The organism is Terrabacter terrae, from assembly GCF_039529575.1.
In the GTDB taxonomy this organism is placed as follows: Bacteria; Actinomycetota; Actinomycetes; order Actinomycetales; family Dermatophilaceae; genus Terrabacter; species Terrabacter terrae.
On sequence record NZ_BAAANB010000044.1, the window covers coordinates 1 to 10,707 of the forward strand.

Annotated in this window: 12 protein-coding genes; 6 read left to right on the top strand and 6 right to left on the bottom strand. The window is 73.1% G+C overall.

Annotation, left to right across the window (positions count from 1 at the left end; all coding sequences use genetic code 11):
- Window positions 1–193: 193 nt before the first annotated feature.
- Both ABD194_RS18780 and ABD194_RS18785 read right to left on the bottom strand, forming a co-directional pair.
- Window positions 194–1,147, bottom strand: coding sequence for a cation diffusion facilitator family transporter (locus tag ABD194_RS18780; protein ID WP_343994319.1), 954 nt, complete (start codon window positions 1,145–1,147; stop codon window positions 194–196).
- Window positions 1,144–1,527, bottom strand: a complete 384-nt coding sequence (locus tag ABD194_RS18785) for an ArsR/SmtB family transcription factor (RefSeq protein ID WP_343994321.1) — start codon at window positions 1,525–1,527, stop codon at window positions 1,144–1,146. Before ABD194_RS18785 ends, ABD194_RS18780 begins: the two co-directional genes overlap by 4 nt.
- An 85-nt stretch (window positions 1,528–1,612) precedes the next feature.
- Here ABD194_RS18785 and ABD194_RS18790 point away from each other — a divergent pair, with 85 nt between their 5' ends.
- Complete coding sequence (locus tag ABD194_RS18790; protein ID WP_343994323.1) at window positions 1,613–2,596, top strand: DUF389 domain-containing protein; 984 nt, start codon at window positions 1,613–1,615, stop codon at window positions 2,594–2,596.
- Window positions 2,597–2,643: 47 nt separating this feature from the next.
- On the opposite strand, the gene ABD194_RS18795 is transcribed toward ABD194_RS18790, so the two are convergent.
- The 3 genes from ABD194_RS18795 to ABD194_RS18805 form a co-directional block, all read right to left on the bottom strand.
- Entirely contained in the window at window positions 2,644–3,339 is a 696-nt protein-coding gene (locus ABD194_RS18795) for a hypothetical protein (RefSeq protein WP_343994325.1), read from the bottom strand.
- Between the two features lie 97 nt (window positions 3,340–3,436).
- Complete coding sequence (locus ABD194_RS18800) at window positions 3,437–4,204, bottom strand: pentapeptide repeat-containing protein (RefSeq protein WP_343994327.1); 768 nt, start codon at window positions 4,202–4,204, stop codon at window positions 3,437–3,439.
- A complete protein-coding gene (locus tag ABD194_RS18805) occupies window positions 4,201–4,596 on the bottom strand; it encodes a DUF2237 family protein (protein ID WP_343994329.1) in 396 nt (131 codons plus the stop codon). Before ABD194_RS18805 ends, ABD194_RS18800 begins: the two co-directional genes overlap by 4 nt.
- A gap of 92 nt (window positions 4,597–4,688) precedes the next feature.
- On the opposite strand from ABD194_RS18805, the gene ABD194_RS18810 reads away from it, so the two are divergent.
- The 5 genes from ABD194_RS18810 to ABD194_RS18830 all read left to right on the top strand — a co-directional run bounded on the left by ABD194_RS18810 (window position 4,689) and on the right by ABD194_RS18830 (window position 9,029).
- A complete protein-coding gene (locus ABD194_RS18810) occupies window positions 4,689–5,138 on the top strand; it encodes a hypothetical protein (protein ID WP_343994331.1) in 450 nt (149 codons plus the stop codon).
- Between the two features lie 228 nt (window positions 5,139–5,366).
- Window positions 5,367–6,395 carry a hypothetical protein gene (locus ABD194_RS18815; RefSeq protein WP_343994333.1) on the top strand — a complete coding sequence of 343 codons (1,029 nt, stop codon included), beginning with the start codon at window positions 5,367–5,369 and terminating at the stop codon, window positions 6,393–6,395.
- Between the two features lie 91 nt (window positions 6,396–6,486).
- Window positions 6,487–7,083: a hypothetical protein gene (locus tag ABD194_RS18820; protein ID WP_343994335.1), complete on the top strand. Its 597-nt coding sequence runs from the start codon at window positions 6,487–6,489 to the stop codon at window positions 7,081–7,083.
- A gap of 2 nt (window positions 7,084–7,085) precedes the next feature.
- Window positions 7,086–8,180 (top strand): DNA polymerase IV, encoded by a 1,095-nt coding sequence (locus ABD194_RS18825; protein WP_343994337.1) that lies wholly within the window; start codon window positions 7,086–7,088, stop codon window positions 8,178–8,180.
- A 66-nt stretch (window positions 8,181–8,246) separates the two neighbouring features.
- Window positions 8,247–9,029 (top strand): phosphatase PAP2 family protein, encoded by a 783-nt coding sequence (locus ABD194_RS18830; protein WP_343994339.1) that lies wholly within the window; start codon window positions 8,247–8,249, stop codon window positions 9,027–9,029.
- On the opposite strand, the gene ABD194_RS18835 is transcribed toward ABD194_RS18830, so the two are convergent.
- Window positions 8,986–10,632 carry an FAD-binding dehydrogenase gene (locus ABD194_RS18835; protein ID WP_343994341.1) on the bottom strand — a complete coding sequence of 549 codons (1,647 nt, stop codon included), beginning with the start codon at window positions 10,630–10,632 and terminating at the stop codon, window positions 8,986–8,988. The two genes, ABD194_RS18830 and ABD194_RS18835, sit on opposite strands and share 44 nt — an antisense overlap.
- Window positions 10,633–10,707: the final 75 nt, after the last annotated feature.

The following is a 10,707-nucleotide window of genomic DNA, read 5'->3' on the forward strand; positions in this document are numbered from 1 at the left end:
ATTGGCGTGTCGCGCCGGTTGGCGGGCCAGCAGAGCTGCGGTGAGGGCCCGGCGCCGTGCTTGTGTCACTGGGCGAGCCAACGGCGTCGGCGAGGGTGGCTGGGTCACGTGGCAACCCAACGCACAGGGGTTCGGAGGGAGGCGCGCCAGCTCGTGCCGTCGGTGACGAGCGACGACGAGCGCCGGCCCAGGGTCACCAGTCGGCGCCGCGGCACTCCGAGCGGTCCGTGGTCTCGACCTGAAGCGTCGCGTGTGCGACGTGGAAGCGCTCGCGGAGCATGCGGCTCGCGTCATCCAGCACGTCGTGTCCGGCGTCACCGGCTGCCACCACCAGATGGGCGGTGGCGACGTCCATGCCGGACGTCAGGGTCCACACGTGCAGGTCGTGGACCTCGGTGACGCCCGGCACCTCACCGAGAGCGTTCTCGAGCTCGGCGGGGTCCATGCCCGTCGGTGCGTGCTGTCCGAGCACCGTCAGCACCTCACGCCCGAGCCCCACGGCGCGCACGGCCACGAAGACGGCGATCGCGATTGCGACCACGGTGTCCCACCAGGCGCTCCCCGTCGCCCGCACCAGCAGGGCCGCGACGACGACGCCGATCGAGCCCACCGTGTCGGCGACCACCTCCAGGTAGGCGCCCTTGACGTTGAGGCTCTCGCCGGCGCCGCCGCGCAGCATGAACAGGGCGATGAGGTTGACCACGAGGCCGATGACGCCGACGACGAGCATGGTGCCCGATGCGATCTCCGGACGGGCGCCGATGCGCCCGAAGGCCTCGACAGCGATGTACACGGACACCCCCAGCATCAGGAGCACGGCGAGGCCCGAGGCGAAGACCTCCGCGCGGTAGGAGCCGAAGGTGCGGCGGCCTGTCGTGTCGGCACGCGTGGCGATCCGCGTGGCGACCAGCGCCGCTCCGAGGGTCACGACGTCGGCTGCCATGTGCCCCGCGTCGGAGAGCAGCGCCAGCGAGCCGGACAGCAGCCCGGCCATGAGCTCGACGACGAAGAAGGCCGCGATGAGCCCGAAGGCGACGCCCAGCCGCCAGCGGTGGCGCCCACCGGCGTGGGCCGCCGCAGCGCCGTGGGAGTGCCCTTGAGAGGGTCCGTGCAAGTACCCGTGCGAGGACCCGTGCGAGTGGCTCATGGCCGCACCTTCCCGTCGTGGAGCGCATGCTTCCGCGTGACGTCGAGCAGCAGCCGGACGTGCGCGTCCGAGAGCCGGTAGTAGATGTTGCGCCCGTCCCGCCGGCCCGTCACCACGGAGGAGGTGCGGAGCAGCCGCAGGGCCTGGGACACGGTCGTCTCGGCGGTCCGGGTCGCCGCCGCCAGGTCGCACACGCACAGCTCGCCGGCCTCGAGCAGCGCGTAGAGCAGCCGGGCGCGGGTCGGGTCCCCCAGCAGCTTGAAGACGCTCGTGACGCGGGCGAGCTCCTCCGATCCCGGAGCGTTCTCGGTCGCCAGCGCCACCTTCTCCGGATGGATGCCGGGGGAGACGCATCCGTCGAGGCCGCTCACCGTACTCATGGACGTCTCCTCATCTGAACGACTGTGCAGGTGTCACTGTCGTGTGCCCATCCCTCCGTGTCAACGGCGCGGCAGACTGTGCTGCATGCTGCGCCTCACCGTCACCGTCCCGAGCGCCCTGACCGAGCGGGTGACCGAGCTGCTCGCCGACTCCACGGCTGTGAGCACGCTGTCCGTCCTGCGGGGAGCAGCGGTCCGTCCCGTCGGTGACGTGGTCCAGGCAGACGTGGCGAGAGAGGGAGCGAACGTGCTCGTCGACCGGCTCCGGGACCTCGGGGTCCACGAGCAGGGATCCATGCAGCTCGAGCCGGTGACCACGTGGATCTCGCGCCCGGGCTTCGAGGCAGACGAGCGGACGCCCGGCAGCAGCGCTGACGCCGTCGTCTGGGCCGAGGTCGCCCAACGGTCCTACGACGACAGCGAGCTCAACTGGACGTTCCTGTCGTTCATGACGCTCGCGACGCTCATCGCCGGCATCGCCATCGTGCTCGACTCGCAGATCCTCGTCATCGGCGCCATGGTGCTCGGCCCGGAGTTCGGGGCCATCGCGGCTCTCGGGGTGGCGCTCGTGCGACGCCGCCACCTGCTCCTCGGCGTCGCAGCCCGTGCGCTCGTCGTCGGCTTCGGCGTCGCGATCGTCGTCACCTCCCTGGCTGCACTCGTCACCCGCGCGCTCGGCTGGGTCACGCTGCACGACATCACGGGGAGCCGGCCGAGCACCGGCTTCATCTACACCCCGGACAAGTGGTCGTTCATCGTCGCCGTCCTCGCCGCCGCCGCGGGTGTGCTCTCGCTGACCTCGGCCAAGGTGGGTGGGCTCAGTGGCGTGTTCATCTCCGTCACCACCATCCCGGCAGCCGGCAACGTCGCGCTGGGGCTCGCCTTCGGCGCCTGGAACGAGGTGCGCGGCAGCGGACTGCAGCTCGTCCTCAACATCGTCGGCATGGCCCTGGCGGGCTGGATGACCCTGGCGCTGCAGCAGGCGGTCTGGTCGCGCGTGCCGGTGCGGCGGCGACCGTCGTCACGTCTCGCGCGACGCATCCACACCGAGCGTCCGGCTTCTCGCTGAAGCCGGCCTCGCGCTGGAGCCGGGTGCTCAGCGCCTGGCCGCGGGGCTCAGCGCGTTGCCGAGGGGGTCGCGGCAGGGCTCGTCGGCCGGGGGGCGGGCGCGGGGAGTGCGAACGTCGTCGACAGGGCGCCATCCACGAGGGAGAGGAGCACGCCCGTCTCCTGCCGGATCACGGCGTAGCGGCTCGCCGCGACGGGCGAGCCGGCCTGCGCCTCGTCCGAGGCGGCCCGGGCGAACAGCCCCAACGAGTAGAGCCGGCCGTAGTAGCTGGGGGAGTCGAGGCCGGGCGGCGGCCCGTTGGCAGCGAGCCGGCCCAGGTGCTGGGCCAGCAGGTCGAGCTGGAGCGCGGCTGCGTTGCCCGACAACGTCATCCGGTCGAGCACTCCCACGTCGTCCACCAGGTTGCCGTAGTCGGCCAGCGCCGCGGGCCGGTTGAAGACGGTGCTCGTCGTCAGGCTCGGGCGCGGCGGCGCGGTCACCGTGACGGTGGGCGAGACCGTCACCGTGGCCGTCTGCACCCGGGTCGTGGTCGCCGTCACGGTGCGGGTCTCGACCTGGGTCACCGTCACGGTCTGCGTCGGCACCGGGGTGCCCGTGGCGGCGCCCACCTGGCTCAGCTCCACCTGCGGTTCACCCGAGGAGCACCCGGCGAGGACCGCGGCGACCAGGCCCAGCGCAGCCACCACCACCGCGCGCATGGCGCTGGTGGCGCTGCTGGCCCTGGTGGCGCGGGCTCGGCGCACGGTGCACTCCGGTGCTCGACGTGGTTGGTGCCTCGATTGTGCGTGTCGACCCCCTGCCACGGTGCGCTAATGCGCGAATCCTCGGGGCGGGTGGTGCTCAGGTGCGCGCGGCCGCCAGCTGCGGTCGGGTCAGGAAGAGGGCGCCGTCGAGCCGTGCCCCCCGCAGGTCCGCGTCGCGCAGGTCGGCTCCCAGCAGGTCGGCCCAGCGCAGGTCCGCGCCGCGCAGGTCGGCCGCGATGAGCAGCGCCCCGCGCAGGTCGGCAGTGCGCAGGTCGCGGCCCCGCAGGTCGGCGCCGACCAGGTCGGCGCCCGCGCGCAGCCGACGCGCCGGCACGGGTATGCCGTCCCGCCTCCGACGCCGCTCGCGCTCGCCCGCGCTGACCTCACGGAGCAGGCCGCCCACCCGCGACCGCAGCGCGACGAGGTCGACGGCGAGAACCTGGTCGGCGGTACCGGCCGAAGCGGCCTCGACCTCGGCGAGCGCGTCGGAGACGTCGGCCCGCGTGGGCGGGCTCGGCTCCAGCGCGAGCGCGTCCTGGAGGTGGGCGAGCATCTCGTGCAGCTGGCGCATGACGGGCAGGACGGCATACATGCTCGGGGCGGTGTCGGGTGCCTCGCGCCACGAGACGCCCCCGAAGGTCACCTGTGAGACCTGCTGCCCCGCGCCGAAGCAGTCGAACGTCACGCAGCCGCGCCAGCCCTCCTGCGCGAGGCGGTCGTGGATGCCGCAGCTGTGGTCCGCCAGCAGGTTGCGGCACGGCTCGCCCGCCCCCTTGTCCACCGGGAAGTCCGCCGAGCGCGCGAACGGCAGGGCGACGCAGCACAGGCCGAAGCACTGCGAGCAGTCCGCCTGTGGGCTCCTCACAGCAGCGAGCTGGGGTCGTCCGGGATGTCGGCGGCATACGCCTGCAGCAGCTGCAGGGGCACGACCTCGAGCGCGCGCTCGTGGGTGGCGGCGAGGACGACCGGTGCGGCGGCGCCGTCCTGGTGGGACTGCAGCCAGCGCTGGGCCACGACGCACCACCGGTCGCCGGGGGTGAGGCCGGGGAAGCGCCACTCGGGGCGCGGCGTCACCAGGTCGTTGCCGACCCCGCGCTGGTGCTCGAGGAACTCCCTCGTGGCCACGACGCAGATGGTGTGGCTGCCCCGGTCCTCGGGACCCGTCGTGCAGTAGCCGTCGCGGTAGAAGCCGGTGAGCGGGTCGGTGCCGCAGGCCTGCAGCTGCCCACCGAGCACGTTGCGCTCACCCGCTGCCATGCGCCCAACCTAGTGGCCGGCGTGGTCGGCGGCGATGGAGGCGTCGATGGCGGTGACAGGTGGTGCGCCCGGGTCGCCGCTACCCTGAGGTGATGAGGGGCGTGGAGGAGTACGACCAGGACTACATCGACGCCTGTCGCTCGCGGGTGGAGTCACAGGTGGCGGCCTTCACCGAGGTGGCCCACGCGGCGCGGGACCACGGGGACGCGGACGTGTCGTCGCTGGAGAGTGCGCTGGAGTCGCTGGAGTACGAGTACTTCAACAACATGCTGCTCGTCCTCGACGCCTACTTCGTCGACCGGCTCCAGGTCGAGGGCCCCGGCGGGAACGCGCTCAACGAGGTCCGGGTCCTGGCGCGCTCGCTGGCGGAGAACGGCGGCACCGTCGCGGAGGACCCGCAGGTGCCCCTCGACCCGGCGCGCAGCGTTCTCGGCCTGAAGGTCGGGGACCCGGTCACCCTGACGCTCCACCAGTACCGCCGGATCTCGGATGCGTTCCTGCACGAGATCCAGAAGCGCTACTCCCGCGGCCGCGAGGGGTGACTTTGCCCTTCCTTTACCTTTTGTCGCCCAAAACCTGACGTTGCGGGGTACTGTCCCGTTCTGACGGCACCGATACGCCGTGGTGCCGTCCGCGTGACGCAGGAGTGGTGAGCCCCCATGACCAGCAGCAGGTACCCCACGCAGCGGCCCCGTCGCCGACGAGTGTCGTCGAGCGCAGGGGCGCGCCCGGGCTCGCGTTCGGGGTGGGTCATACACCACACTGACCCGGTGATGTCCGATATGCCCGGTTCGACGACGGCCTCCGAGCAGGCCTGCTTCACGCTGCCGTCCCGGCCCGGGGTCCTGCTCCTCGAGCACGACCGCGTCGACCTGCTCGCCGAGGACGCCGCGCCCCGCCGCATGCCCGAGGGCACCGTGTCGGGTTTTGCGATCATCGGGTCCCTCGTGCTCTTCAGCGCCCTCGTGGGCGGCGTGACGGGGGGTCTCGTCGTCGTCGGGGTGTCCACGCTCGTGGCCGCGAGCGCAGCGCTCGTCACCGGCCAGTTCTCCCTGGTGCAGGTGGGTGGCCATCGCGGCGCGAGCCTGCTGCTCGGCCTGGGCGTCGCCGCGCTCATCCTCGGGTCGGTGGGCTCTCCGAGCCGGCCGGCTCCCGCGCTCGCGACCGGCACACCCGTTCCCGTCAGCTCGCGCAGCGGCTTCCACGCCCAGAGCACGTATGCCGCACCGACCGCCGCCCTGCCCGCCTCGCCGCACACTCCATCCGGCGCGGGGCGCTCGAGCGCGGTGGCCGTGACGCCCGCTCCTGACGTGGCCGCCGCGACGGAGTCCCTCGACGCCGAGGGGCTGACCCTGTCGCCCGATGCCCTGCGCCCCCGAGCCGCCGATGCCGCACCGGGTGACGCGAAGAGTGACGCCGACCAGGGAGTGGGCGCCGGCGCTGGCGCTGGCAAGGGGGCGGCCGAGGGCAGGTCCACTGCTGCGGCGAAGTCCCTGGCCGCCGGCAACGGCAAGGCGCTCGGCAAGGGCAAGGCAGTCGGCAAGGGGGTCGGCAAGGCGGTCGGCAAGGCGGTCGGCAAGGGCGCGGCCGCAGGCAAGGTCAAGGCGGTCGGCAAGGCTGTCGGAAAGGCCAAGGCTGTCGGAAAGGCCAAGGCTGTCGGAAAGGCCAAGGCTGTCGGAAAGGCCAAGGCTGTCGGAGAGGCCAAGGCTGTCGGGAAGACCACGGCGCAGCAGGACCGGAGCTCCGCCAAGGGTCACGGCTTCGCGCCGTCCGTGGCCGCGGCCCGCGGGCTCGTCTGACCCGGAAGCCTGCTCGCCTCGTGACCGCGGCCGGCACGTGGTCCCGTCGCGGGCTGCGTGCATGTGCGACAGTGACCCCGTGGGGAAAACAATGACCCGGGCCACGATCATCTGGTTCGTCGGGGCCGCGGTCGTGGGAGCAGCTGCCGGTGGTCTGCACCTGCTCCGGTCCCAGATCGGTGGCGCACACACCGGCCTGCCGCTCGCGGTGGGGGCCTTCGGCCTGACCGCGCTCGCCGCCGCCATGCTCTACCACGGCGTGGTGATCGCGGCCCGTGAGCAGGACGCCTTCGCCGGCCCAGAACCCGAGCTCGTGGACGTGCCCGAGTCCGTCGACGAGCCGGAGCTGCCCGAGCACGACGCACCTGAGCCGGCCGAGTCCGGTGCTGAGGCACAGGGGTCGGCCGAGCCAGAACCGGCCGAAGCAGCGCCGGCCGAAGCAGCGCCGGCCGAAGCGGCGCCGGCCGAACCAGAGTCGCAGACCCATGACGCGCCGGTGTTGGTCGTGGCTGCACCGGAGCGGCACGACGCGGACCCGGGCGGTGGCGACACGGCACACGACTCGGCGGAGCCCCACGCCGCGGGCGCCGACGAGGGCCCGGCCGTCTACACCTTCCGTCGCGGCAAGCCGGTCCGCGACGCCGGTCCCCGCTCGCCGCGTCCGCCCCGGCGGGACCGGCCCGCCTAGGGATGGACGCGCGGCCGGCCCCGGATGCTCGCTCCTGGGTGCTGCACGTCGACCTCGACCAGTTCATCGCCGCCGTCGAGGTGCTGCGGCGCCCGGAGCTCGCGGGGAAGCCCGTCATCGTGGGGGGTCGGGGCGACCCGAGCGAGCGGGCGGTGGTGTCCACGGCCAGCTACGAGGCCCGGGCGTTCGGCGTCGGTTCGGGGATGCCGCTTCGCCTCGCCGCCCGCAAGGTGCCGGACGCCGTGATCCTGCCCGTCGACGCGGCGGCCTACACCGAGGCCTCGGAGGAGGTGATGGAGGCGCTGCGCGGGCTGGGCGTCGTCGTCGAGGTGCTCGGCTGGGACGAGGCGTTCCTCGGCGTCCGCACCGACGACCCGGAGGCCTTCGCCGGGCGCGTGCGTCGGACGGTCCTCGAGGCCACCGACCTGCACTGCTCGGTCGGCATCGGCGACAACAAGGTGCGCGCCAAGATCGCGACGGGCTTCGGCAAGCCGCGCGGCGTCTTCCGGCTCACGGCGGACAACTGGTTCGAGGTCATGGGCGGCCGGCCCACCATCGACCTGTGGGGCATCGGGACGAAGATCTCCAAGCGGCTGGCCGGCCACGGCATCGAGACGGTGCGCCAGCTGTCCGAGGCGGACGAGGCCGTGCTCGTCGGCGAGTTCGGGCCGCGCATGGGCGTGTGGTACTCCCAGCTGGGCCGCGGCATCGGCTCGGCCGTCGTCGACGACACGCCCTGGGTGGCACGTGGCCACAGTCGCGAGACGACCTACCAGAGCAACCTCACGACCCCCGACGAGGTGCGAGCGGCCGTCCGTGAGCTCGCCTCGCAGGTGTTCGACGACACGGTCAAGGAGGGCCGGCCCGTCTTCCGGGTCACCCTCAAGGTGCGCTACGCGCCGTTCTTCACCCAGAGCAAGGCGCGCAAGCTCCCGGCACCGACCCAGGACTGCGACGTCGTGGTCGACGCGGCCGTGGCACTCGCCGAGACGCTCGATCCTGCCCGCGAGGTGCGGCTGCTCGGCGTCCGGGCCGAGATGGTGATGCCCGAGGAGGGCGATCCGGTGGAGCGCACGCCGGTGCGTGGGCGGCTCTGAGCGCACGGCCCTGCTCCTGCCATACCTGTGGCCGCACTCCCAAGTTCGTGACCTACCGTCGGGCGCATGCCATCTGCACATGACAGCGCGGTGAACGTACGCCGACGGTTCGCCGGCGGACGGGCGGCCGGCGCGGTGCCGACCGTCCTCGTCCTGCTCGCCGTCGTCGCCGTCCTCTACCTCGTCCGCGACGCGGCCTACCGCGCCACGACGGCGGGGGCCGTGGCCCTGCCGTCGGTCTTCGGCGGCTTCTTCGAGGTCGTCGGTGAGCTGGGCATCGTCGTGCTGGCCCTGGTGTTCGCGTGTGCCGCCTGGCGGGCACGCTCGCGCGGCCTCGAGCACGTGACCGTGGCCCTCGTGGGCGCCACCGCGACCGTCGCGGCCTACGTGCTGAGCGAGGTCGTCAAGGGCGTGGTCCGGGAGGCGCGGCCGTGCCGGGCGATGGCCGTGCACACGGTGGCCGCGTGTCCGGCGGCGAACGACTGGTCCTGGCCGAGCAACCACGCCGTCATCGCCGCGGGGCTCGCCACCGCGGTCGTGGCCCTCTCCCCGCTGTGGTGGCGCCTCGTCGTCCCCCTCGCGCTGGCGGTCGGCGTGTCCCGGGTGCTCGTCGGCGCGCACTACTGGCACGACGTCGTCGCGGGGATGAGCCTCGGTGTGCTCGTCGTCTGGTTCGGCACGTGGGCCCTGGCCCCGGCGGCGCACCGGCTCCTCGAGCGCTCGGTGGACGTGGGGCCGGCTCGCTGGCGCAGCCTCCTCGGCGAGGACGGTCGCCAGGGCAGTCCTCCCCGGTCGTCGACGCAGGTCACAACGCCGCCGCCACCGACCGACCGGCAGTCCGGCCGCTGAACAGGCACCCGCCGAGGAACGTGCCCTCGAGCGAGTTGTAGCCGTGCATGCCGCCGCCCCCGAAGCCGCTGACCTCACCGGCTGCGTAGACCCCCGGCAGCGGATCACCACCGGCGCGCAGCACCCGCCCGCCCAGGTCGGTCTCGAGGCCGCCCAGTGTCTTGCGGGTCAGGATGTGCAGCCGCACCGCGATGAGCGGGCCGGCCTTCGGGTCGAGCAGCCGGTGGGGGCTCGCGACACGGATCAGCTTGTCGCCCAGGTAGTTCCGGGCACCGCGCATCGCGGTCACCTGCGCGTCCTTGCTGAAGTCGTTGTCGAGCTCGTTGTCCCGCGCGACGATGGTTCGCCGCATCGACTCGGCGTCGAGCAGGCCCTCACCGGTGAGCTCGTTCATCCCGCGGACCAGCTCGTCGAGGGTGTCGGCGACGACGAAGTCCTCCCCGTGGCGCTTGAACGCCTCGACGGGAGCGGGGGCACCGCCACGGGCCCGGCCCAGCACCTGCCGCACGTCCTTGCCGGTGAGGTCGGGGTTCTGCTCCGAGCCGGAGAGGGCGAACTCCTTCTCGATGATGCGCTGGGTCAGGACGAACCACGAGTAGTCGTGTCCGGTCCCGACGATGTGGCGCAGCGTGCCGAGGGTGTCGAAGCCGGGGAAGTACGGCGCGGGCAGGCGTCGTCCCCGGGCGTCGAGCCACAGGGAGGAGGGGCCGGGGAGGATGCGGATGCCATGGTTGTCCCACACGGGGTCCCAGTTGCGCAGCCCTTCGGTGTAGTGCCACATCCGGTCGGGGTTGATGACCCGACCTCCGGCCGCCCGCGTGATGCCGAGCATGCGGCCGTCGACGTGGGCAGGGACGCCCGCCACCATCCGGGCCGGTGGGGCGCCGAGCCGCTCGGGCCATGCGCGGCGCACGAGGTCGTGGTCGCCGCCGATGCCCCCGCTCGTGACGAGGACGGCCTGCGCGCCGATCTCGAAGTCACCGACCTCCTCCCGGCTGCTCGCCCGACCGCGAGCCACGCCGTCGTGCGCGAGGAGGTGACCGCGTACGCCGGTGACTGCTCCCGCGGTCAGGACGAGCTCGTCGACGCGGTGCCGGAACGCGAGGGTGACCAGGCCACGAGCGACCGCGGCGCGGACGCGTCGCTCGAACGGCTCGACGATCCCCGGCCCGGTGCCCCACGTGATGTGGAAGCGCGGCACGGAGTTGCCGTGGCCGTCGGCACGCCCGTCGCCCCGCTCCGCCCACCCGACGACCGGGAAGAGGCGGTGGCCCTGCTGGCGGAGCCACCACCGCTTCTCGCCGGCGGCGAAGTGCAGGTAGGCCTCGGCCCACCTGCGCGGCCAGAAGTCCTCCTCGCGGTCGAACTGGGCGCTGCCCATCCAGTCCTGGGTCGCGAGCTCGAGGCTGTCCTTGATGCCCAGCCGCCGCTGCTCGGGACTGTCGACGAGGAAGAGGCCGCCGAAGCTCCAGAACGCCTGGCCGCCCAGGGACTGCTCGCCCTCCTGGTCGACCAGGACGACCCGCTTGCCACGGTCGGCGAGCTCAGCGGTGGCGACGAGGCCGGCGAGGCCGGCTCCCACGACGACGACGTCGGCTTCCATGGGAGCGAGCATGCCATCGACCGGCGTCGCCGGGCGTCAGGCGACGGCGACGACGCCGCCCTACCCCCAGCCCGT